Source organism: Actinacidiphila polyblastidii (assembly GCF_036353415.1).
Taxonomy (GTDB): Bacteria; Actinomycetota; Actinomycetes; order Streptomycetales; family Streptomycetaceae; genus Actinacidiphila; species Actinacidiphila polyblastidii.
Genome location: NZ_JAZEWV010000001.1, coordinates 390,962 through 413,078, shown reverse-complemented (window position 1 = coordinate 413,078; position 22,117 = coordinate 390,962). Strand labels below are relative to the sequence as shown.

Annotated in this window: 19 protein-coding genes and 1 tRNA gene; 2 read left to right on the top strand and 18 right to left on the bottom strand. The window is 71.9% G+C overall.

The genetic code is table 11. The features are described 5' to 3' along the window. Nucleotides 1-41 precede the first annotated feature (41 nt). The 10 genes from V2S66_RS01645 to V2S66_RS01600 all read right to left on the bottom strand — a co-directional run bounded on the left by V2S66_RS01645 (nt 42) and on the right by V2S66_RS01600 (nt 14,682). The gene (locus V2S66_RS01645) at nt 42-1,196 is read right to left on the bottom strand and encodes an LCP family protein (RefSeq protein ID WP_330792552.1); all 1,155 of its coding nucleotides are present in this window, start codon (nt 1,194-1,196) and stop codon (nt 42-44) included. A gap of 230 nt (nt 1,197-1,426) precedes the next feature. Continuing rightward, nucleotides 1,427-3,157, bottom strand: coding sequence for a trypsin-like serine protease (locus tag V2S66_RS01640; RefSeq protein WP_330792551.1), 1,731 nt, complete (start codon nt 3,155-3,157; stop codon nt 1,427-1,429). A 261-nt stretch (nt 3,158-3,418) separates the two neighbouring features. Further along, nucleotides 3,419-5,140 (bottom strand): trypsin-like serine protease, encoded by a 1,722-nt coding sequence (locus V2S66_RS01635; protein ID WP_330792550.1) that lies wholly within the window; start codon nt 5,138-5,140, stop codon nt 3,419-3,421. A 207-nt stretch (nt 5,141-5,347) separates the two neighbouring features. Then, on the bottom strand, nt 5,348-7,375 hold the full coding sequence (rho, locus tag V2S66_RS01630; RefSeq protein ID WP_330792549.1) for a transcription termination factor Rho: 2,028 nt from the start codon (nt 7,373-7,375) through the stop codon (nt 5,348-5,350). Between the two features lie 404 nt (nt 7,376-7,779). After that, the gene (gene thrB / locus V2S66_RS01625) at nt 7,780-8,703 is read right to left on the bottom strand and encodes a homoserine kinase (protein ID WP_330792548.1); all 924 of its coding nucleotides are present in this window, start codon (nt 8,701-8,703) and stop codon (nt 7,780-7,782) included. A 317-nt stretch (nt 8,704-9,020) separates the two neighbouring features. After that, the gene (gene thrC / locus V2S66_RS01620) at nt 9,021-10,085 is read right to left on the bottom strand and encodes a threonine synthase (protein ID WP_330792815.1); all 1,065 of its coding nucleotides are present in this window, start codon (nt 10,083-10,085) and stop codon (nt 9,021-9,023) included. Between the two features lie 47 nt (nt 10,086-10,132). Next, on the bottom strand, nt 10,133-11,464 hold the full coding sequence (locus V2S66_RS01615) for a homoserine dehydrogenase (RefSeq protein ID WP_330792547.1): 1,332 nt from the start codon (nt 11,462-11,464) through the stop codon (nt 10,133-10,135). A 138-nt stretch (nt 11,465-11,602) separates the two neighbouring features. After that, nucleotides 11,603-12,994 carry a diaminopimelate decarboxylase gene (gene lysA, locus V2S66_RS01610; RefSeq protein WP_330792546.1) on the bottom strand — a complete coding sequence of 464 codons (1,392 nt, stop codon included), beginning with the start codon at nt 12,992-12,994 and terminating at the stop codon, nt 11,603-11,605. Nucleotides 12,995-13,105: 111 nt separating this feature from the next. Beyond that, nucleotides 13,106-14,128, bottom strand: coding sequence for an ArgS-related anticodon-binding protein NrtL (gene nrtL / locus V2S66_RS01605; protein ID WP_330792545.1), 1,023 nt, complete (start codon nt 14,126-14,128; stop codon nt 13,106-13,108). Nucleotides 14,129-14,229: 101 nt separating this feature from the next. After that, a complete protein-coding gene (locus tag V2S66_RS01600) occupies nt 14,230-14,682 on the bottom strand; it encodes a response regulator (RefSeq protein WP_413966256.1) in 453 nt (150 codons plus the stop codon). Nucleotides 14,683-14,946: 264 nt separating this feature from the next. Here V2S66_RS01600 and V2S66_RS01595 point away from each other — a divergent pair. Together V2S66_RS01595 and V2S66_RS01590 are read left to right on the top strand one after the other, a co-directional pair. Beyond that, nucleotides 14,947-15,018 (top strand) — tRNA-Arg (locus V2S66_RS01595). A gap of 308 nt (nt 15,019-15,326) precedes the next feature. After that, nucleotides 15,327-15,953, top strand: a complete 627-nt coding sequence (locus V2S66_RS01590; protein WP_330792542.1) for a hypothetical protein — start codon at nt 15,327-15,329, stop codon at nt 15,951-15,953. A gap of 67 nt (nt 15,954-16,020) precedes the next feature. On the opposite strand, the gene V2S66_RS01585 is transcribed toward V2S66_RS01590, so the two are convergent. The 8 genes from V2S66_RS01585 to V2S66_RS01550 all read right to left on the bottom strand — a co-directional run bounded on the left by V2S66_RS01585 (nt 16,021) and on the right by V2S66_RS01550 (nt 22,113). Then, nucleotides 16,021-17,394, bottom strand: a complete 1,374-nt coding sequence (locus tag V2S66_RS01585) for a tyrosine-type recombinase/integrase (RefSeq protein ID WP_330792540.1) — start codon at nt 17,392-17,394, stop codon at nt 16,021-16,023. After that, entirely contained in the window at nt 17,391-17,585 is a 195-nt protein-coding gene (locus V2S66_RS01580; protein ID WP_330792538.1) for a helix-turn-helix transcriptional regulator, read from the bottom strand. Before V2S66_RS01580 ends, V2S66_RS01585 begins: the two co-directional genes overlap by 4 nt. Continuing rightward, nucleotides 17,561-18,850 (bottom strand): replication initiator, encoded by a 1,290-nt coding sequence (locus tag V2S66_RS01575; protein WP_330792536.1) that lies wholly within the window; start codon nt 18,848-18,850, stop codon nt 17,561-17,563. Before V2S66_RS01575 ends, V2S66_RS01580 begins: the two co-directional genes overlap by 25 nt. A 158-nt stretch (nt 18,851-19,008) precedes the next feature. Further along, entirely contained in the window at nt 19,009-19,314 is a 306-nt protein-coding gene (locus tag V2S66_RS01570; RefSeq protein WP_330792534.1) for a hypothetical protein, read from the bottom strand. Nucleotides 19,315-19,339: 25 nt separating this feature from the next. Next, nucleotides 19,340-19,534: a hypothetical protein gene (locus V2S66_RS01565; RefSeq protein WP_330792533.1), complete on the bottom strand. Its 195-nt coding sequence runs from the start codon at nt 19,532-19,534 to the stop codon at nt 19,340-19,342. Nucleotides 19,535-19,549: 15 nt separating this feature from the next. Then, complete coding sequence (locus V2S66_RS01560) at nt 19,550-19,741, bottom strand: mobile element transfer protein (RefSeq protein ID WP_330792531.1); 192 nt, start codon at nt 19,739-19,741, stop codon at nt 19,550-19,552. A 329-nt stretch (nt 19,742-20,070) separates the two neighbouring features. Next, nucleotides 20,071-20,664 carry a DUF2637 domain-containing protein gene (locus V2S66_RS01555; protein ID WP_330792529.1) on the bottom strand — a complete coding sequence of 198 codons (594 nt, stop codon included), beginning with the start codon at nt 20,662-20,664 and terminating at the stop codon, nt 20,071-20,073. 72 nt (nt 20,665-20,736) lie between these two features. Next, nucleotides 20,737-22,113, bottom strand: coding sequence for an FtsK/SpoIIIE domain-containing protein (locus V2S66_RS01550; protein WP_330792527.1), 1,377 nt, complete (start codon nt 22,111-22,113; stop codon nt 20,737-20,739). Nucleotides 22,114-22,117 lie beyond the last annotated feature (4 nt).

Here is a 22,117-nt window from a genome sequence, read left to right as displayed (position 1 = left end):
GCTGGTCGGCGGCGCGCCCCCGTCTCGGGCGTCATCGCAGGTCAGCGCCCTGACGTCGAAGGAGAGGGGTGCGGGGCGGTGTGCGGGGCGACGACCTTGCCGGCGTCGACCCGGTCGGCGACCGAGCCCTTGGTGGCGGCGGCCGGGATCGGCTTGTCGGCGCGCAGCGCCGCCCACACCTTGCGGGCCTGGGCGTCGATCGGCTCGACCCGGTTGGGGTCGCTGACCGCGTAGCGCACCGGCAGCGTCACCATGTGCACGTGGCCGGACTTCAGATGCCGGACGCTCTCGCCGAGGCCCATCAGCTTGTTCACCGAGCCGAGCCCGGTGTCGGTGGTGACCGCGCGGGTCGAGGTGTCGGCGACCGAGAAGAGCTTGGTGGGGCTGGTGAAGAGCCCGATGCCGGCGATCCGGTCGAGCAGCGCCTTCATGAACGCCTGCTGGAGCTGGATGCGGCCCAGGTCGCTGCCGTCGGCGACGCCGTGCCGGGTGCGGACCAGGCCGAGCGCCTGGGCGCCGTCCAGGGTGTGCCGGCCCGCGGCGAGGCTCAGATGGCTCTTCGGGTCGTGTATCGCCGCGCTGGTGGTCAGGGGAACGCCGCCGAGCGCGTTCACCAGGTCCTTGAAGCCGGTGAAGTCGACCTCGACGTAGTGGTCCATGCGCAGGCCGGTGAGCCGCTCCACCGTCTTCACCGCGCACACCGGGCCGCCGACCTCGTAGGCGGTGTTGAACATGACGTGCGGGGCGGCGGGCGCCGTGCCGGCCGCGCCGTGCCTGCCGTGCTTCGGGGTGCGGCACGCGGGCCGGTCGACGAGCGTGTCGCGCGGGATGCTGACCACGCTGGCGGCCTTGTGGCCGCTGTCCAGGTGCACCACCATCGCGGTGTCGGAGCGCGCGGTGCCGCTGTCGTGGCCGTAGCCGCGGTTGGCGCCGGAGCGGGAGTCCGAGCCGAGCACCAGGATGTCCATGGCGCCGTTGCCGAGCGGGGCCGGCCGGTGGCCGCCCAGCGCGCCGTCGATGTCGACGCTGTGGATGTTGGCGTTCAGCCGGTGGTACAGGTAGCCCGCGCCGGAGGCGCCGACGAGCACCAGGCCCGCACTCGCCCAGGCGACGATGTGCAGCGTCCGGCGCCTGCGCCTGCGGCCCGCTCCTGCCCCGCTGGGGCTGGAGCCGGTCGGCTGCTGCTGCTCCAGCATGGGCGTCACCTCCGGCTGTCCGCAGTGGTCGGACATTCCATCGTGCGCACGGATCGTGCGATCGGCATCCGGGGGACACGCCCGGGAAAACGCCGCAGCGCCCGCGTACCCCCAGGTCAGGGGGTACGCGGGCGCCTGGTGACGTATTCGGGGAGTGACCGCGGCCGCTCCGAATACCACACAGCGTGACCGATTTCCGGTCCCGGGCGCGGCCCGGGACCGGTTGCCGGTCAGTCCAGCAGGTTGTACTGCTGCCATCCGCCGCCGACCACCACGGAGTGGCCGAAGGCGCCGGAGGCGACCTGACCGCTGCCGGGGAAGAGGTACAGCGTGCCGGACGGGGTCCGGGTCAGCAGGTCCGCGCGGCCGTCACCGGTGACGTCACCGGCGGCGACCAGGGTGTTCCAGCCGTTCCAGTTGGTCTGGATGCGGACCCGCGGGGCCAGCGGCGCGGACGCCTTGCCGGTGCCCGCATTCAGGTACAGGTCGCCGGTCGTGGCGTCACGGGTGAGAACGTCGGCGATGCCGTCGTTGGAGAAGTCCCCGTGGCCGACGACCTTGTTGTACTGCCACCAGCCGGAGGCGAACTGGCTCGGGGTGCCGAAGGTGCCGTTCCCCTTGCCCGGGTAGAGCGAGGCGCGCCCGTCGGGGCTCTCCGCGATCATGTCCGGGATGCCGTCGCCGGTCAGGTCGCCGGGAACGACGACCGCCTTGACCGAGCCCCAGCCGCCGTACAGGTAGGTGCCCTTGTACGTGCTGCTGGCGGCGGTGCGGTGGACCCAGTAGACCGCGCCGTTGGAGGAGTTGCGGACCACGAAGTCCTGGTACCCGTCCCGGTCGAGGTCGGCCTGGACCACCAGGTTGTCGGCCTTGAAGGAGACCGGGGAGGTCACCCGCGCCGGGAAGGCGCTGCCGTTGGACTCGTGGATGTACGACGCCCCGGACGAGGTGCGGACCGCGAGGTCCGCGCGGCCGTCACGGGAGTAGTCGGTGTCGTCCACCCGCGGCTGGATCGCGGCGGCGTACGTGGAGACGTGCGTGAACACGTCGTACGTGCCGGTGAAATTGCAGTCCTTGGTGGTCTCGTCCCCGACACCCCAGGACACGATGCCGATGATCTTGCCACCGACCACCAAGGGTCCGCCGGAGTCACCCGGGCAGGTGGTCTGCGCGGTGCTGTCGTCTCCCGTGGCGGGTACGCCGGCGCACATCATGTGGCCCGGGATGAAGCTGCCCGCGCCGACGGCGCCGTCCATCTCGGTCTTGCAGGTGCTGTCGGAGTTCACCGGCATGGCGAGGTGCTGCAGCGTGGTGGCCAGGTTCGGGCTGTTGTGCGCCGAGTCGGTGACACCCCAGCCGTAGACGGTGGCCTGAGTCCCGGAAGCGTAGGAGGCGCTGTCGGTCGCCTTGGCGATCGGCAGCGTCTTGTACGGCAGCGGCTGGCTGAGCGTGAGCACGGCCATGTCGTTGTCGATCGTCGCCGGGTTGTACGACGAGTAGTGCCACACCCGCTTGACCTCGGCGACGGTGCCCTCGGGATTGGTACCCCCGCCGCCGGCCAGCTTGGCGGTGCCGCCGAGGACCAGGCCCTCGTTGACCCAGTCGAGGGCGGAGCCGTCCTCGTTCTCGACGCAGTGCGCCGCGGTCAGCACCTTGTCGGGCGCCACCAGGGTGCCGCCGCAGGTGAAGTAGTAGTTGTTGTCGCCGTCCCACGCGAAGAGCAGCTGCACCATCCACGGTGCGGCGGCCTGCGTGGTCGGGGAGCCGCCGATGATCTGCGGCTTGGCGGTGGCCGGGGTGCTCCCGGGCTGAGCGCCACTGGTAGCGGTGGTGCCCTTCGGGGGCAGCAGCACGGGCTTGGCGGTACCGCTCGCGGTGTCGGCGTGCGCGGCCGTCAGGCCGGTGCCGGTGAGTGCGGCGGCCGCGACCGCGGCCGTCAGCAGCCGTCGTGTCAGCGGCATGCGCCGCCGCCCCCCACTGTGGTGCGCAAAGTGCACGCGTACTCCTGAGAGTGATGAAGAGTGTGCCCGGACGGCCGCGCGCGAAGGCGCGGCGGCGGCACGGGAATCGGCGCCGCAGGAGCGTCCCCCCTGCCTGCGGCTGGCAGATCATATGACATGCATAAAAGCCCGCCCCCCGGAATTCACCGGGGGGCGGGCAAAGTTACGGCAAATCAACTACCGCGCGAACAACTCCGCGGCCGCCTTCGCACCGTATTGTCCTCAGCCGAGCAGGTTGTACATGTTCCAGCCGGTGCCGATCTTCTGCCAGGTCGCGAAGGCGGCGGTGCCGGCCTTCCCGGTGCCCGCGTAGAGGAACAGCGTGCCGGACGGGGTGCGGGCCAGCAGGTCCGCGCGGCCGTCGCCGGTGAAGTCGCCGGCGCTGACCAGCTTGTCGAAACCGTTGAAGCCGGTGCCGACCAGGACCGGCGCCGCGAACGGCGCCGAGGCGCTGCCGGTGCCGGGCAGCACGTACAGGCCGCCGGTGGCGGAGTCACGGCCGAGCACGTCCGCGACGCCGTCGCCGGTGTAGTCGCCGTGACCGACGACCAGGTTGTACCGGCTCCAGCTCGCGCCGGACAGCACCGCGGTGTTGAACAGCCCGTTGCCCTTCCCGGAGTACACCCACACCCGGCCCGCCGAGTCCTCGGTGAGCAGGTCGGGGATGCCGTCGCCGGTCACGTCACCGGGCACCACGATCGCCTTGACCGTCTTCCAGTTGGAGCCGATCTGGGTGTACGAGTACGAGGCGCGGTCCGCGGTGCGGTGGCCCATGAAGACGTTCCCCGAGCTGGTGGCGCGCAGGATGTAGTCCTGGTAGCCGTCACGCTCCAGGTCCGCCTGGACCACCGTGTCGTAGTTCGTCAGCGGCACCGGGGCCGCCGCGCGCGAGGCGACGCCGGCGCCCGTCGAGGCGTAGGCGTACGAGGCGCCCGCGGGCGTCCTGGCGAGGACGTCCGCCCGGCCGTCCCGCGAGATGTCGGTGTTGTCGATCCGCGGCTGCACCACGCCGCGGTAGGACGACACCTTGGTGAACACGTCGTACGTGCCGGGCACGTTGCAGTCCTGGGCGTCGTCGCTGACACCCCACGACACGACGCCGACGATCCGGCCGCCGACGACCAGCGGGCCGCCGGAGTCACCGGAGCACGTGGTCTTGCCGGTGGTGTCGTCGCCGGTCCCCCCGGCGCCGCCGCAGATCATGTGGCCGGCGACGAAGGCGTCGCCGCCGATCGCGCCGTCCAGCTCGTCCGCGCAGTTCGCGTCGGAGTTCAGCGGCAGCGCCAGGTGCTGCAGCGTCTGCGCCAGGTTCTGGCTGCCCGGCGCCGAGTCGGTCACGCCCCAGCCGTAGACCGTCGCCTGGACGCCGGGCTGGTACAGCGCGGCGTCGTTCGGCGAGGCCAGCGGCAGGGTCTTAAGGTTGAGCGGGTGGTCGAGCGTGAGCAGCGCGACGTCGTTGTCGTACGCGGTGCCGTCGTACGACGGGTGCAGCCACTGCGAGCGGATCGTCTCGACCGGGCTGACGTCGGTGCCGCCGAGGACACCGGTGTCGGCCACGACCAGGCCGTTGTCGACCCAGTCCGCGCCGGACACGCAGTGGCCCGCGGTGAGCACCTTGTTCTGGGCGACGAGGGTGCCGCCGCAGAAGTTCGCGGTGCCGTCCTCGTTGAAGTACCACAGCTGCACCATCCAGGGCGCGCTGTTGATGTTGGTGGTGCTGCCGCCGATGATGTGCGGCGTGACGGTGCCGCCGCCGAGCGTGAGATGCGCCGCGGCCTGCTGGGCCTTGGCGCGCAGCTGGGCGTCGCCGGCTGCGACGGCGCTGCCGGTGGCGTCGGCGTGGGCCGGCGCCGAGAGGATCAGGCTCGCGGCGCCGACGGCCAGCGCGGTGAGCGGGGCGGCGGCGCGGGCACGCCGCGTCCACCCCCGGTTGAAGCGGATCACACAGTTCTCCTGTCGTGGATGAAGGACGCCCGCCCCAGCGGCCGGCCTGCCGTCCGACGGCATGCCGAACTCGGCGCGTGAGCGCGGGACTTGCGCACAGGAGGTCCCCCCTGCCCTGCGACCGGAGGATCGTATGAAGCACAAATGAACCCGCCCCCCGGCCGAAACCGGGGGCGGGTGAACTGCCGGCGAACAACTCGCCGCGGGTCAGTCGTTGTTCTGGCCCGGGGTGGTCTTCGCGATCTGCATCAGGAACTCGGCGTTGGACTTGGTCTGCTTCATCTTGTCCAGCAGCAGCTCGATCGCCTGCTGCGAGTCCAGCGCGTGCAGCACCCGGCGGAGCTTCCAGGTGATGGAGAGCTCGTCGCCGCCGAGCAGGATCTCCTCCTTGCGGGTGCCGGACGCGTCGACGTCCACCGCGGGGAAGATCCGCTTGTCGGCGAGCTTGCGGTCGAGCTTGAGCTCCATGTTGCCGGTGCCCTTGAACTCCTCGAAGATCACCTCGTCCATCCGCGAGCCGGTCTCGACCAGCGCGGTGGCCAGGATGGTCAGCGAGCCGCCGTCCTCGATGTTGCGCGCCGCGCCGAAGAACCGCTTCGGCGGGTAGAGCGCGGTCGAGTCGACACCACCGGACAGGATGCGGCCGGAGGCGGGCGCGGCCAGGTTGTAGGCACGGCCCAGGCGGGTGATGGAGTCCAGCAGCACGACCACGTCGTGGCCGAGCTCGACCAGGCGCTTGGCCCGCTCGATGGCCAGCTCCGCGACCGTGGTGTGGTCCTCGGCGGGGCGGTCGAAGGTCGAGGAGATGACCTCGCCCTTCACCGACCGCTGCATGTCGGTGACCTCTTCGGGACGCTCGTCGACCAGGACGACCATCAGGTGGCACTCGGGGTTGTTCGTGGTGATCGCGTTGGCGATCGCCTGCATGATCATCGTCTTGCCGGTCTTCGGCGGGGCGACGATCAGACCGCGCTGGCCCTTGCCGATCGGCGACACCAGGTCGATGATCCGCGTGGTCAGCACGCCCGGGTCGGTCTCCAGCCGGAGCCGGTCCTGCGGGTAGAGCGGCGTGAGCTTGTTGAACTCCGGACGGCCGCGGCCGGAGTCGGCGCCCATGCCGTTGGCGGAGTCCAGCCGGACCAGCGCGTTGAACTTCTCGCGGCGCTCGCCGTCCTTGGGCTGGCGCACCGCGCCGGTGACGTGGTCGCCCTTGCGCAGGCCGTTCTTGCGGACCTGGGCGAGCGAGACGTACACGTCGTTCGGGCCCGGCAGGTAACCGGAGGTCCGGATGAACGCGTAGTTGTCCAGGATGTCGAGGATGCCCGCGACGGGGATCAGCACGTCGTCGTCGGCCACCTGCGGCTCGCCGGCGCCGGCGAACTCGTCGCGGCCCCGGCCGCGGCCCCGGCGGTCGCGGTAGCGGCCACGGCGACGGCCGCGGCCGTCGCCGAACTCGTCGTCGTCCTGCGGTCCGCCGCCCTGCTGCCCGCCGCCGCCCTGCTGGCTCTGGCCCTGACCCTGCCCCTGGCCCTGGTTCTGGCGCTGCTGGCGGCCCGCGCCGTCACCGCCGTCCTCACCGCGGTTGCGCTGGCGGTCGCGCTGGCGCTCACGGCGGTCGCCGCGCTGGCCGCGCTGGCGGTCCTGCCGGTCGTCGCCGCCCTGGCCCTGCTGACCCTGCTGGCCCTTGTCGGCCTTGTCGGCGCGGTCGCTCTTGTCGCCGCGGTCGGCCTTGTCGCCGCGGTCGGCCTGCTCGGCGGTGCGGCCCTCGGCCGCCTCGGTGGCGGCCCCGGCCGTCTCCGCCGCACGCCCGGCCTTCACCGCGGCCTTGGCCTGCTCACCGGCCGGCTGGCCGGGAATCTCGATCTGCTTGGCCTCGGCGGCCGCGGCCGCGCCGTCGGACTCGCCAGCCTGCTCAAGGCGGGCACGCGAGGTGGCCCGGCGCTTCGGCTTCTCGGCCGCGGGAGCCTCGGCCTGCGCGGCGGCGGTGCCGCCGCCGGCCTGGCGCTCCTTGATGGTCTCGATCAGCTGGCTCTTGCGCATCCGCGCGGTGCCCTTGATACCGAGGCCGGAGGCGAGCTGCTGCAGCTCGGCCAGGACCATGCCGTCCAAGCCGGTTCCGGTCCGGCGTCGCCGCGTGGCACTGGCCGGGGCGGCACCGGTGGCAGGAGCGGCGGCGTCGGACGCGGCGACAGAGTTGTCTGCGCGCACGCCCATCAGATCGGTGGTGTCGCTCACGAAGGGTCCTTCCCTGGAGCGGACGTCGGCCTGTCTGGCTCGGCGACCGGTCGTGCTGTCCGGGTCTGGGCTTCTTGCCTCTGCTCAGAACCGGGGCGGTGGTCCGCCTGATGGCGGCAGAAATACATACGTGCTCTCGGTACGGAGGAAACCCCGGGTGGCTCTCGTACCGATCCGGAGCGTGCTCGGCACTGCGCGTGCAGGCTGTCCGACTCCCCAGTCAGGCGGCCCGTGCGGTGTGGGAGGCTCCCGGAAGATGTGCCGGCCGCTGTTGTGGACGGCGGAGCCGCACACGACAGAAGCGGGAACACAGCGCATCGCGCCCATCGGGCGGCGAATGCTGGCTTGAGATTAACACTACCGGATCCCACACATATTCCCCCTCTCTCCGACCGGCAATCGTGTCACTGCCCCCCTGCGAGGGGCAGCACACTGGCACCGGCCGTGTCCAGCGCCAGGCGGTCCGCCGCCCAGCCCTCACCCGCGAACCGCAGGATCTTGTCCGCCGCGCCCTCGTCGGTCAGCGCGAGCACGGTGGGTCCCGCACCCGACACGACAGCGGGGACGCCGTCCGCGCGCAGCCGGTTGACCAGCGCCAGGCTCTCCGGCATGGCCGGCCCCCGGTACTCCTGGTGCAGCCGGTCCTCGGTGGCGGGGAGCAGCAGCTCGGGGCGCCGGGTGAGGGCCTCCACGAGCAGCGCGGCCCGGCCCGCGTTCGCCGCGGCGTCCACATGGGGGACGCTGCGGGGCAGCAGGCCCCGGGCGGTCTCGGTGAGCAGCGGCGTGGCCGGGACGAAGACCACCGGAACCAGCGACGCCGCGGGGTCCATCCGGACCGCGCGGGCCGCGCCGCCCTCGGTCCAGGCGAGCGTGAAACCGCCCATCAGGCAGGCGGCCACGTTGTCCGGGTGGCCCTCGATCTCGGTGGCCAGCTCCAGCAGCGCGGTGTCGTCCAGGTAGGCGGGCCCGCCTATGGTCACCGCGCGGGCGGCGATGATGCCCGCGCAGATGGCGGCGGAGGAGGAGCCGAGGCCGCGGCCGTGCGGGATGCGGTTGGCGCACACCACCTCCAGGCCGCGCGGCTGGCCGCCGAGCAGGTCGAAAGCGGTCCGCAGGGACCGTACGACCAGGTGGTTCTCGTCGCGGGAGAGCGTCTCGGCGCCCTCACCCGCGATGTCGACGTGCAGGCCGGCGTCGGCGACGCGGACCACCACGTCGTCGTAGAGCCCCAGGGCCAGGCCGAAGGCGTCGAAGCCGGGGCCGAGGTTGGCGCTGGTCGCGGGGACGCGCACTCGTACCGCGGCAGCGCGGAACGCGGGACCGGCCATCGTTCGACGAATCTCCTTGGTGCGGGTCGCTCTGCGGGCGCGGCTTCGTCGCCGGCGCGGCAGAACGGGGAGTTGGCGGTTTCAGCATCCGCCGGATGCGGGGCACGCACGAGAGTACGGGCCACTGAGCCAAGCGTATCGAAGGAAGGTTCTCCTGCGACATAGGGCGCACGCACCGCGCGTGATGCGTGTCGCCCCCGGCGCGTGCGCCCCCGCCTCCCGGCCGGGCCGGGAACCGCCCGGACCTGGGCTGATCCGGGCCCGCCGGGTCGGCGGGGGCGGCACGCGGCGGTTCCCGGCGTGCGGCCGGGGTCCGTTCAGACCAGTCCGAGCCGCTGCGCGGCGGCGTCGGCGTCCACCGGGACGGTGGTGGGCTGCGGCGCGCCCGCCACCGCCCAGTCGGGGTCCTTCAGGCCGTTGCCGGTGACCGTGCAGACGATGCGCTGGCCGGGGTCGACCCGGCCCTCCTCGGCGGCCTTGAGCAGACCGGCGACCGACGCGGCGGACGCCGGCTCCACGAAGACGCCCTCGCGGGCGGCCAGCAGCCGGTACGCGGACAGGATCTGGCGGTCCGTCACCGCCTCGATCAGGCCGCCCGACTCGTCCCGCGCCTGCTCGGCGAAGGTCCAGGAGGCCGGGTTGCCGATCCGGATCGCGGTCGCGATGGTCTGCGGCTGGCGGACCGGCGCCCCGTTGACGATCGGCGCGGAGCCGGACGCCTGGAAGCCCCACATCCGCGGCCGGCGGGTGGACACGCCGTCCGCCGCGTACTCGCGGTAGCCCTTCCAGTACGCGGTGATGTTCCCCGCGTTGCCCACCGGCAGGACGTGCACGTCGGGCGCGTCGCCGAGGGCGTCCACGATCTCGAACGCGGCGGTCTTCTGGCCCTCGATGCGCACCGGGTTGACCGAGTTGACCAGCGCCACCGGGTACTTCTCGCTCAGCCCGCGGGCCAGGTCGAGGCAGTCGTCGAAGTTGCCGTCGACCTGCAGGATGCGGCTGCCGTGCACCAGCGCCTGGCCCATCTTGCCCAGCGCGATCTTGCCCTGCGGGACCAGCACCGCGCAGACCATGCCGGCGCGCACCGCGTAGGCGGCCGCGGACGCCGAGGTGTTCCCGGTCGACGCGCAGATGACGGCCTGCGCGCCCTCCTGCTTGGCGCGGGAGATGGCCATCGTCATCCCGCGGTCCTTGAAGGACCCGGTGGGGTTCGCCCCCTCGACCTTGAGGTAGACGTCGCAGCCGGTCCGCTCGGAGAGCAGCTGGGCCGGCACCAGCGGGGTGCCACCCTCCAGCAGCGTGACCACCGGGGTGTCCGCGGAGACCGGCAGCCGGTCGCGGTACTCCTCGATGATGCCGCGCCACTGGTGGGTGCCGGACATTCGGGGCTGGTCGATGGTTCCGTTGTCCATGGTGCTCATAGCGGGTCCTACTCCCCTTCCACACGCATGATGCTGGCGACGCCGCGCACGGTGTCGAGTGTGCGCAGGCTGGCGACGGTCGCCGAGAGGTCGGCGTCCTTCGCGCGGTGGGTGACGACGACCAGAGACGCCTCGCCACCTCCCTGCACGACCGCGGCCTCGTCGCCGCTGCCCTGGTTCCTGCCCTGCTGCCGCACCGTGTCGATGGACACGTCGTGCTCGGCGAACACCGTGGCGACCTGAGCCAGGACGCCCGGTTTGTCCGCCACGTCGAGGCTGATGTGGTAGCGGGTGACCACATCCCCCATCGGGCTCACCGGCAGTTGCGTGTACGCGGACTCGCCGGCGCCGGTGGTCGCTGCCAGCTTGTTGCGGCAGGCGGCCACCAGGTCGCCGAGAACGGCGGAGGCGGTGGGTGCACCGCCGGCGCCGGGACCGTAGAACATCAGCCGCCCGGCCGCCTCCGCCTCGACGAAGACGGCGTTGTACGCCTCCCGGACGGAGGCCAGCGGGTGGCTCAAGGGGATCATCGCGGGGTGCACCCGCGCGGTCACCGAGCGGCCGTCGGGCGTGCGCTCGCAGATCGCGAGCAGCTTGACCGTGCAGCCCATCTTCTTCGCCGACGCGATGTCCGCGGCGGTGACCTCGGTGAGGCCCTCGCGGTGCACGTCGTCGATGGTGACCCGGGTGTGGAAGGCGATCCCGGCCAGGATCGCGGCCTTCGCGGCGGCGTCGAAGCCCTCCACGTCGGCGGTGGGGTCGGCCTCGGCGTAGCCGAGCGCGGTCGCCTCGTCCAGCGCCTCGCTGTAGCCGGCGCCGGTGGAGTCCATCTTGTCGAGGATGAAGTTGGTGGTGCCGTTGACGATGCCCAGCACCCGGTTCACCTTGTCGCCGGCCAGCGACTCCCGCAGCGGCCTGATCAGCGGGATCGCGCCGGCCACGGCGGCCTCGTAGTAGAGGTCGACGCCGTGCTCGGCCGCCCTGGCGTGCAGGTTCGCGCCGTCGGCGGCGAGCAGCGCCTTGTTCGCCGAGACCACGGACGCGCCGTGCTCGAACGCCGTGGTGATCAGCGTGCGGACCGGCTCGATGCCGCCGATGACCTCGACCACCACGTCGATGTCGCCGCGCTTGACCAGCGCGGTCGCATCGGTGGTGAGCAGCTCCGCGGGGATGCCCTCGCGGACCCGGTTGGGGCGGCGGACGGCGATTCCGGCCAGCTCGATCGGCGCACCGATCCGGGCCGCGAGGTCGTCCGCCTGCGTCGTGATGATGCGCGTGACCTCGGAGCCGACCACACCGCACCCCAGGAGCGCCACTCTCAGCGGACGCGTACGCATCATCCGACCTCGTTTCTCGTACCTCGTGAAGAACCCAGTCTCACGCACCGGACGGGAGAAGCCACGCCCTGTCCGGATTGCGAGACCCCGGCGTGGACGGCGATATTTCGCGTCCGCCCGGCGATCTTGCGCGTTTTCCGGTCAGCCGACGTCCAGCCGCAGCAGATCCTCTTCCGTCTCGCGGCGGACGATGACCCGCGCCCGCCCGTCCGCCACCGCGACCACCGGCGGCCGCAGCGCGTGGTTGTAGTTGCTCGCCATCGACCGGCAGTACGCCCCGGTGGCCGGGACGGCGATCAGGTCGCCGGGCGTCAGGTCGGCCGGCAGGAAGGCGTCCTTCACCACGATGTCACCGCTCTCGCAGTGCTTGCCGACGACACGGCTGAGCATCGGGGCCGCGTCGCTCGTACGGGAGACCAGCGCCACGCTGTACTCCGCGTCGTACAGCGCGGTGCGGATGTTGTCGGACATGCCGCCGTCCACGCTGACGTAGGTGCGCAGGCCCTCCAGCTCCTTGGTGGTGCCGACCTCGTACAGCGTGAACGCGGTCGGGCCGACGATCGCCCGGCCCGGCTCGACGGACAGCCGCGGCGGCCGCAGCCCGGCCGTCTCGCACTCGCGGGCCACGATCTCGCCGAGCGCCTTGGCGATGTCCTGCGGCTCCCACGGGTCGTCGTCCGGGGTGTAGGCGATGCCGAGGCCGCCGCCGAGGTCGATCTCCGGCAGCTCCACGCCGTGCTCGTCGCGCACGTCGGCGAGCAGCCGGACCACCCGGCGGGCGGCCACCTCGAAACCGGCCATGTCGAAGATCTGCGAGCCGATGTGGCTGTGGATGCCGACCAGCTCCAGGCTGTCCAGCTTCAGCACCCGGCGGACCGCCTCCGCGGCCTGCCCGTCGACCAGCGCGAGGCCGAACTTCTGGTCCTCGTGCGCGGTCGCGATGAACTCGTGGGTGTGCGCCTCGACGCCGACGGTCACCCGGATCTGCACCCGCTGGCGCACCCCGTGCCGCGCGGCGGTGGCCGCCACCCGGACGATCTCCTGGAAGGAGTCCAGCACGATCCGCCCGACGCCCGCGGTGACCGCCCGCTCGATCTCGGCGGCGCTCTTGTTGTTGCCGTGCAGGGCGATCCGCTCGGCGGGCATCCCGGCGTCCAGCGCCACGGCCAGCTCGGTGCCCGAGCACACGTCGAGGTTCAGCCCCTCCTCGTGCAGCCACTTCACGACCGCGCGGGACAGGAACGCCTTGCCGGCGTAGAACACGTCCGCCCCCTGCCCGAACGCGGCCCGCCAGGCACGGCAGCGGGCCCGGAAGTCCTGCTCGTCCAGCACGTACGCGGGGGTGCCGAACTCCTCGGCCAGCGCCCGCACGTCCAGGCCGCCGACCTCCGCGGCGCCGTCGGCGTTGCGGGTGACCGTACGGGACCAGACGCGCGCGTCCAGGTGGTTGAGGTCGGCGGGCGGCGCGGCGTAGTGCCCTTCGGGCAGGACGTCGGCGTGGCGGGGGCCTGCGGGGTGTGCGGAGCGGCTCACTGTCGTGGTCTTCCTGTGTCGGCGGCGGGGCGGTGGCGGGGATGCGGGCGGGGGCGGTGTCCGTGGCGCGGGCGGTGCGGCGGGCGGTGCGTGAGGTCGCGGCGGCCGCGGTCAGAGGTGGTCGGGAGCGGTGATCCCCAGCAGGTGCAGGCCGGCGGCGAGCACGACGCCGGAGGCGTCGGCCAGCCGCAGCCGGGCGGCGTGGACGGGCGAGGGTTTCTCCTCGCCCCTGGGCAGCGGCGGGCACTCGTCGTGGAAGCGGAGGAAGGCGTCCGCCAGCCGCTCCAGGTGGCGCGCCACCCGGTCCGGCGCGCGCCGCCGGGCGGCGGTCTCCACGACCCGCGGGAAGTCGGCGATCAGGCCGAGCAGTTCGGTCTCCGCGGGGTGGTGGTACGGGTTGCGCGCCGGCTGCTCGATGTCGACGTCCAGGTCGTGGGCGTTGCGGAGCAGGGCCCGGGTGCGGGCGTGGGCGTAGCGGACCCTGAAGAGCGGGTTGGACTCGCGCTGGACCAGGAGGTCGGGGGTGAGGCGGGGGACGTCCTCGGCGGGGGGGCGCAGCAGGGCCCAGCGGGTGGCGTCGTCGCCGAGGCGCTGGGCGGCAGCCGTTTCTGCTCCCGCTTCTGCCTCCGGCTGCGGCTGCGGCCCCGGCTGCGGCTCGGCGACCAGGAGGGGGTGCGGGGGGCCGGGGCGGGCGCCGGCGGCGAACAGCAGCCGGTTGACGGTCTCGGCGACGAGGGCGGCGCGGCAGCCGGTCTCCCCCGTGACGACGAGGGCCTCGTCGCGCAGGCCGTCCCCGTGCCCGTACTCGGCACGCTGCTGCCTGACCTGGCGGACGACGTCACCGTACGCCCGTGCGCTGAGCGTGATGTTCAGGAAGCCGGCGCCGGCGATCTCGACCTGGGCGATGCCGGGCTCCTTCGCCAGCCGCCGCGCCAGCACCGCGGCCACCTCGCGGGGCGGGCGCCCGGCGGGACCGGCGAGCTGGAGCGCGACGTTGGTGGCGTAGTCCCCGCACCCGGGCCGCGGCGGCCGCTGCACCACGACCCGCTCGGGCACCGCCACGCTCAGCTCCGCCGCCTCGACGGCACGGCGCACCGTCGCCAGGACGGTGCGGGAGAGCTCGGCGGGTGTCACGGGGAAAAGCCTAGGCGAGGCGGGGGGCGGGGAGGCGAGGGGGTTTCCCGATCCGGACCCGGGCGGCCCGCCGGCCGCCCCGGGGAGCCGCGTGAGGGGGGCTACGGACCGGAGGTGGCGGCGGTGCGGCCGCGGTGGGGGTCGGCCGGAGGCTCGTCGGAGCCCTCCGCGCCGTCGGCGCCGTGGTCGCAGGCCGGGTGGTCGCAGGAGGAGTGGTCGCCGACCAGCCGCAGGCCGGCCAACCGGCGTACCGTCTCGACGAGTTCGGCGGGCTCGAACGGCTTCGCGATGTAGGCGTCGCCGACGCCGGCCGGGACGCTGCCCGCGCTCACCATGACGATGCCGGTGTGCCGGGTGCGGGGGTCCTCGCGGAGCCGGGCGGCGGTGCGCGGGCCGTCGAGCCGCGGCATGACCACGTCGAGGGTCACGACATCCGGCTGCACGCGATGGACGATCTCCAGGCATTCGGCACCGTCAGCAGCGGTCACGACCTCGAAGCCCTCCAGCTCGAGGTTGACCCTGATCAGCTGCCGGATCACCTTGTTGTCATCCACCACAAGGACCCGGCCGGACGCGCCCGTCACATCCGAAAGCCTAGGCGCGCCCGCCTCGACCCGTCCGCGTTTTCCCCATTTCTTCCCGCCCAAGGGTGAACCCCCCACCCACCCGGCCCCACCCCGTGGACCGCCCCACGGAACCCCCACCCCCCCGCCCGACCCCGTCCCGGAGCCCGCCCCACGGGGACGCCGACGAGCCACCGGCCACCCCGGAAACCCTGTCCGGCCCACCCCTCCCAAGCTGGTAGTGTTCTTCCCGTCGCCCCCGTAGCTCAGGGGATAGAGCAACGGCCTCCGGAGCCGTGTGCGCAGGTTCGAATCCTGCCGGGGGCACTTCGCAGGAAGTGCCGAAAGACCCCGCCACCAGCCGCAACGCTGGAAGCGGGGTCTTCGTCTTTGTGCAGCCATGTGCGGCCCGAAGCGGCCGTATGTCGGGGTCTGTGGACGAGGCGTGGACGGGATCCTGGGGCATTTCCGCAGGCGATGACGCCCCCTTGAAGCCCAGCCGACCTGCTCGTCATTATCGTCGTCCCGGTGTAGAACAGTGCCGCGGTCAGTGCCCTTGGGGTTGCTGGGGGCCTGTCTTCTTCGGCTGGCGCCCGCGGGCAGATGAAGCGGACGAGTTGGGGGATCTCGTGGATGTGACCACACTTGCCGCCACGCTCATCGGCGTCGGAGGAACACTGGGGGGGACTCTGGGCGGAGCAGTGCTCAGCCAGCGCGTCACGCGGGAGCAGAACAGGCGTGCCGATCGTGAACGAGCAGAGGACCGCCACGAACGTGCTCAGGAGACCAGACGGGATCTCTATGCCCGTCTGAACACCGCAGCTCGCGCTTACCGGGCTGCTGCCCGAGATGCAGTCCTAGCAGCCGAGCGCGGTGAAAACGTCGAGCCAGCAGCCCTGGATACCGCCAAAGAAGCCTGGTCAGAGGAATATTCTCAGGCGCAGATGGCACTGGCGAAGGATGTCCTAGAGGTAGCCTCGACCCTTAATAGGGCTCTCGGAGTCGGATATTCCATAGTGAAGCAGTTGCCGAGCAGCCCTGAACCCCAGAGGTCGTACGGCCGGGCGAGAGATTGGTTCAGCGGCCCGTTGTCGGACGGGGTTTACCTGCTGCAGGTCACCCTCCGACAGGACCTCGGAGTCGAGGTCGAGCCCGACTTCGAGGCCACGCGCTTGCAGATGCTCGCTGCCCTCGACTCCGCGCGGAGGAATCTTGAGCACCTGCTTGCGTCCGAACAGACTCATGGCGCCAGATCCGCCTGACTGCGTCGCCCGGAAAAAGAGGAGGCCCCTGGAGGGATGCCAGGGGCCTCAATCACGGGTCGGAAACTTACTCGTACTCGCGCAGCAGGTCCTCGATCCGCCGGTTGGCGACGTCCTGCCGGCCGTCGAGGCACTTCGCGTAGCGGGTCAGCAGGACCTCGACGCTGTTGCCGGCGCGTTCGGCGACCTCCGTGGGATCGACTCCGGCGTTGAGCCACGTCGACAGGGCCGAGTGCCGAAGGTCGTACGGCCTACTCGCCAGCGGCGAGGCTGCGGCAGCCGGCGGGAGCGCTAGGAGACGGGCCTCTTGCCAGACCCGGTAGTAGGTCGATGACGGGACGACCGAGCCCTTCTCGCTGAAGAAGAGCCGCCCGTCCTCCGCCGTGCCGAACGTGGCCAGGTGGTCGCCGAGCACCGCCACCAGGTGAGGCGGTATGGGCACGCGCCGGACGTCCTCAGTCGGCCGGTTCTTGAGGCCGCGGTCGTCGTGGGTCTCCCCCGAGTCGGTCCACCGCTTGCCCACCGAAGGACGGGTCCGGTGGAGCACAGCCGAGCCCCAGCCCTGCCCGGGCAGAACCAGATCGGTCTCCACCAGGCCGACGGCCTCAGCGGGACGGAGGCCACCGAAGTACATGGCTGCGAACAGCCCGACAAGGCGCCGGCCACGGGCACGCCGGAAGCCGCCCACGTACGAGACCCCGGCCAGGAGGTTCCGAGCCTGCTCCGGATTGGCGACAACGCGCGGGTCGACCTGGTTCGAAACCTTGGGCTTCTGCCAGCGAACCGCCGTGATCGAGTTCTCGCGCAGCTCCCCCAGGTCCACCGCGTAGTTCGCAGCGTTGACCAGGGTCCGCCTCTTCCGCCGCACCGTCTCAGCGGCAGCCGCGGTCCCGTCGAGCTTGAGTTTCAGTCCATCGAGCACCGCACGCGCCGTCGCCGGTTCCGTGAGATCCGCCAGCGGCCGAGACGCCTTGGACACCCACTGCAGAACGTTCAGGACGTCGTTCGGAACGTCCCGATCGCTCGGCCCGGGCAACACAAAGGCCCAGTTACGCAACGCCTTCCGAATCTCGACGTCGGACGGCCGTCCGGCGCGTTCCGCGAGCAGTTCCATGGTCACGCTGGTGAGCGACTCGTTGATACCGTCCCGCGTGTTCGGTGCAGCGTGTGGCCACTTCATCGCGAGATACCGGAGGGCGAAGGCGTACCACGACAGCGGGGACTTCTTCTGCTCCATTGAGGCCGGCAGACCGGACTCCGCCTCGAACTCCTCACCGCCCCGCATGGCACTCATCAGCTTCGCTCGGTAGTGATCAGCGAGCGCCTTGGTGCGGAACGAGTCAGAGAAGACGGTGCCCGCGACAGACCAGCGGACCCCGTATGAGGGCGTCTTGGTGTCGCGCTTGCGCACGCCCCAGACTTTGACGTCGAGGGACTTCACGCTGCCGCCTCCAATTCCCGGAGCCACGAGGTGAAGTCGCTGCGCCAGACGCGGAGATCCCCGTTGGGCAGCTTGAACGCGGCAGGCCCCTCGCCCAGTTCACGCCAGCGGTAGAACGTCCGCCGGGACACGCCGCCCAGTTCGTTCAGGATCTGGCGAACGGTCATCAGTTCGTCGCGACGGGCTTCCATGTCGGTTCTCCTTCCGTTCCGGGGGCGGGTTCGAGGGTTGCGGCGAGCCAGCGTTCGCCGGGGGTGAGGCCGGTGCCGGCGAAGGCCCAGTGGGCGAGGACGTAGGTCGTCTCTTCGGGACGCTGCTGCTGGGTGGTCTGGGCGCGGCGGTAGTCGGCGCGGGCGGTACGGAGTGCGCCGAGGGTGGTGGAGTAGCGGCGGGTCTTGGTGGAGAAGTGGCCGCGGAAGCCGAGCATGTGGGCCCAGGCGCGCAGCCTCAGTTCCTCCAACTCCTTGCGGGCCCCGAGGGTCCATGCCGTGCGGATCATCCGTTCGGCGTGGTCGGTGAGGTGGAGGTGGGCGAGTTCGGCGAGGAAACGGATCGGGCGATCGAGAGTGCCCGTGGCGGTCTCCGCTCCCTTGGTGGCGTACTTGGCGATGTACGCGGCCACCGCGCGGTCGGTGAGGTCCTGGCCCTGGAAGTCGTTGGTGCGGATGGTGCGGACGTCGAGTTGGCGGCCGAAGGCGAAGGTGTGGGCGCGGCCGTCGACCGTGGGCCCGGTGACGCGGGCGGCGGATGCTGCGGCGCGGATGGCGTCGGTGAGCAGGTCGGCGGTGGCCCAGGCGGGCGGCGGGGTGTCGCCGCCTTCGGGCCCGTCGAGGCGAATGACGGCGTGGAAGTGGACGGCCCCGCGTCGCTGGTACTCGGCGACCTTGGCGAACGAGACGCGGGCGTGGCGGCGGAAGGCGCGTTGGCTGAGTCCGGCGCGCTTGGCGATTTCGCGGCGCAGGTAGATGGAGAAGCGTCGCCACAGGGCTCCGGCGTGTGCGTTCCAGAGGACGGCGGCTTGGTAGTCGTAGGTGTCGGGGTTGAGCGGGGTGCCGAGTTCGGGTGCGTCGGCGGGGTGGGTGGTGCCGCAGCGGCAGCGGCCGGAGTCGGGGCGGTTGTGGACGGGGCCGAAGCCGGGGGCGGTGAAGGTGGCGAAGACGCGGGGGTGGTGGGCGACGTCGTCCGGGGTGCCCTTGCCGCCGCGCAGTCCGGCGGTGATCAGGTGGAAGGTGTCGCGGCGGTAGGTCTCGGCGCAGGCGGCGCAACGCGTCGTACGGCGGTTGTTGCAGCGGACGAGGAGGTGGCCGGCGGCGAGTTGGTTCGAGGTGATGCGGTGCAGGGCGGCGCCGATCTCTCCGGTGGCGGGGTTGAGTTCGTACTCGGTGCGGTGGCCGTCGAGGCGGATCGGATGGGTGCAGCCGCCGAGGCCGGAGAGCTGGCGGAGCAGGGCGGGCATGGTGCCGAGGGCGGCCAGGGTTCCCAGTTCGGGCAGCGGGGGCGGGGTGTTGCCGGTGATGATGGGTCTCCTTCGCGGGCTTCGGTTCGTGGAGTGGGCTGCCGGGGCGGCGGATGCTTGGCGGTATCGGTGCCGCCCCGGCAGTTCGGTGGAGGCGGTCAGCGCTGGCGCGGGGCCGTGAGGAGCGAGCGCAGGACCACGGCGACGACGGCGACCGAGAGGGCCGCGACGGTGACGGCGACCAGGAGCGCCTTCAGGACCACGCCGACGGCGACGACTGCGGCCACGGCGCCGGCGACCACGCCGAGGGTGGGGGCGATGCGGCGGGCCGGGGGGCTGGGCTGCGGCTGCTGGCAGGCGCAGACGGGAGCCTGAGCGTGAGCGTGCTGGACGGGTGCGGTAGGCGCGTGGACGGGCAGCGTCGGCGCGGCCGGGGTCTGCGGGTACTTGGGGCTCAGGAGCACGACAGAACCTCTCTCAACTACTCGTCTAGGTGTGTGTGCCGTTGACGACGCCCACGCCGGTACGCGTGCTGTCGTCGATGGCGGGCGCGAGGAACGTGTGGGCGAGGTAGAAGCCGAACAGCGCGATGACGACGGCGACCCAGAGGCGGATGCCGAGGAACTTGATCGCGGCCCAGGCGATGACGCCGAGGACGACTACCAGGGGCAGGCTGACGGTCACGGGTGGACGGTCCTTTCAGCGGGCGGGGCAGCGGTGGGTACGGGCGGCCAGTTCGGCGGCGGCGCGGCTGTCGTAGTCGGCGGAGAAGCCGCAGCGCGGGGCGGTGCAAGCGGCGGTGTGCTTCTCGCGGCCGTGGTGGTCGTAGGCGGTGCCGACCTGAACGGGTCCGATGCGGATCAAGTTGCGGAAGCGGCGGTTGGCGGACACGGGGAACCTTCCTTCCTGAGGCTTGGTTGTGGCGTACGCAGGGGAGCAGATAGGCAGGGGGCCCGCGCCGGTCTGCATTCGGAGTGGGTCGTGCACGGTCGAACGGCGGGGGATGGATGGACGAGCACAGACGTTGGTATGTGCTGATCGTTGGCTTGTGCGCCTGGGCTGCTTTCTGCGTCGCTGTGGACCGGTGGGTCTTTGACGAGTCGTGGCGACAAGTGGCCTTCATCCCCCTCGTCGTGGCCTTTCCGATCCCCATCGCGGAGTTCAGGCGACGCCGACGACGGAATCGTTCGGCCCCACCACCACCCTTGTGAATTCTCTTGTCAGAGCTGGGCGGCGATGGCTTCGGCGAGAGGCACGGGGACGCCGAGGCGGGCGCGGAGGGTCGGGGTGTCGATGGCGTTGCCGGTACGGGTGAGGTGGTCGGCGGCGACCTTGCGGGCGTGAGCGACCAGGGCGGCCGGGACAGCGGGAGTCGGCGCGGCGGCTACGAGGGCGGGCCCCGTGTCAGGCTCAGGCACGACCGCGCCAGGGTCAGGCGTCGGTGGATCCGACTCCCGTCCGTGCGCCAGCAGCGTTCCGCCGAGGAAGGCCACGGCCGGCCAGCCCGCGACGAGGACCCGTAGCCACGCTGGAACCGGGTGCACGGTGAGCAGTCCGGCGGTGGCGACGTTCGCCCCGAGCGAGGCGGACAGCGAGATCACGAACCAGCACCACGCCGCGGGCTTTCCGGTGCCGGACCTCAGCCGTCGCCAGGCCGCGACCAACAGCAGGTCGACGGAGACCGGATAGGCCCACGCCTTCCATCCGTGTTGTCCGGCGGCGTTGGCGATGTCGTGGAGGTGGGCGAAGGACAGCGCGGCGGCGATGACGGCTTGGACGAGCACGGCGTCAATACGGGCCAGGCGAGCGCGCACGCGCGGGACCTCCTATCTCGGTTCAGGGCATGACGGGGTAGTGACGTGGCGCTGTACGAGAGGGGCGGAGGGTCAGCCCGTGACGGGATGGGGCTTGGCCAGGGGCTCCGGGCCGTCGCCCGACCGAGCCGGAACAGCGGGCCGGAAGGGTTCCAGCGCGGGCAGATCCGGTACGAGGCCGGCGGACGCGTCGCAGATCGCGGCGGCGTCCCCGAGGGACAGGTACGGCGTACGGATGCGGGACCAGCCGCCGGACGTGTCCCCGGCAACCGCCAGGCCCGGCCGTTCGGGAGCGATGGCGCAGGCGGCCATGACCGCCTCGGGCGCGATGTCTCCCAGCGCCATCTTCGCGGAGGCTTCGTCGTTTACGCGGTGGCAGACGCGGCCGGTCAACTGGGCGCGGAGCATGGTCGCGCCCTTGCCGAGTTCGGCGCCGAAGCGCTGGCCGCACACCTCCAGGTAGATCCCGGCGGCGCGGCCGAGCTGGGCGAGTCGGATGAGGTGGGTGACCATCTCGTCGCGCCGCTCTTCCTCCTTCCTCGACGCGACGAGAAAGAGTTCGGCGACCTCGTCCACGAACAGGACGATCGGCACCGGCCGTTGCGCGTCAGGCAGGCCCCACACGTCCGAAGTGATGTCCTCGGTCGGGGTCGAGGGGGCGATGCCCTGCCGGGCCCGGATCAAGTCGTAGCGCTCTTCCATCAACCGCACGATTACGGGCAGCAGTTCGGCCGCCTGATCCGGATCGGTGGCGAGGGCGGACAGCCGGGAGGCGAAGGGCGCGAGTTCGACGCCCCGTTTGCAGTCGATGCCGACCAGGGCGACGGGTTGCGGGGCGAGGCCGGCGACCAGGTGGCGCAGGTACATGGACTTGCCGGCAAGCGTTGCGCCGAGGGTGAGTTGGTGGGGTATCGCGCGGTAGTCCCGGACGAACGCGGTGGCGTCCTCCCGCAGAGCCACCGGCACTTTGAGCACTCCGCTAGGCGTACGGCGCGGCATGCGGACCTTCCGCAGGACGTCGAAGCCGACGAGCCGCAGTTCGACCACGCCGGGCTTGACCACGGTCACGTACACGGCGTGAACGCCCCATGCATGCCGCAGCCGTTCGGCCGAGGCGGCGACGTCGGCGGGTTCCTGACCCGGAGCGAGCCGCAGCCGAAGGCGCAGGCCCGTCGAGGTCGGACGGATGATGCCCCGCCGGGGCGGGACCGGCCGTATCTCGCGGCGAGTCGTCGCCCGTACGGCCAGGGCCCGTAAGCGGGAAGGCGGGACCGTCAGCCCGCAGGCGTCCATGACGGACGCGTACGAGCCGAGCAGGCGGGCGGTCGACAGCGGCAGGCCGACCATGGACCAGTACGCGGCCGGTTGTTCGGCCCGGAGGTAGGCGGCGCCGCCGCCGACTGCGGCGAGGGAGCCACCCACCTCCATCAACGTTCCGAGGTCCGCCATGCGG

Coding starts and splice junctions, on each gene's coding strand:
- V2S66_RS01645 (WP_330792552.1), bottom strand. CDS start 1,196: ATGCTGGAGCAGCAGCAGCCGACCGGCTCCAGCCCCAGCGGGGCAGGA.
- V2S66_RS01640 (WP_330792551.1), bottom strand. CDS start 3,157: ATGCCGCTGACACGACGGCTGCTGACGGCCGCGGTCGCGGCCGCCGCA.
- thrB (WP_330792548.1), bottom strand. CDS start 8,703: ATGGCCGGTCCCGCGTTCCGCGCTGCCGCGGTACGAGTGCGCGTCCCC.
- thrC (WP_330792815.1), bottom strand. CDS start 10,085: ATGTCCGGCACCCACCAGTGGCGCGGCATCATCGAGGAGTACCGCGAC.
- V2S66_RS01615 (WP_330792547.1), bottom strand. CDS start 11,464: ATGATGCGTACGCGTCCGCTGAGAGTGGCGCTCCTGGGGTGCGGTGTG.
- V2S66_RS01580 (WP_330792538.1), bottom strand. CDS start 17,585: ATGGAAGCCCGTCGCGACGAACTGATGACCGTTCGCCAGATCCTGAAC.
- V2S66_RS01575 (WP_330792536.1), bottom strand. CDS start 18,850: ATGCCCGCCCTGCTCCGCCAGCTCTCCGGCCTCGGCGGCTGCACCCAT.
- V2S66_RS01550 (WP_330792527.1), bottom strand. CDS start 22,113: ATGGCGGACCTCGGAACGTTGATGGAGGTGGGTGGCTCCCTCGCCGCA.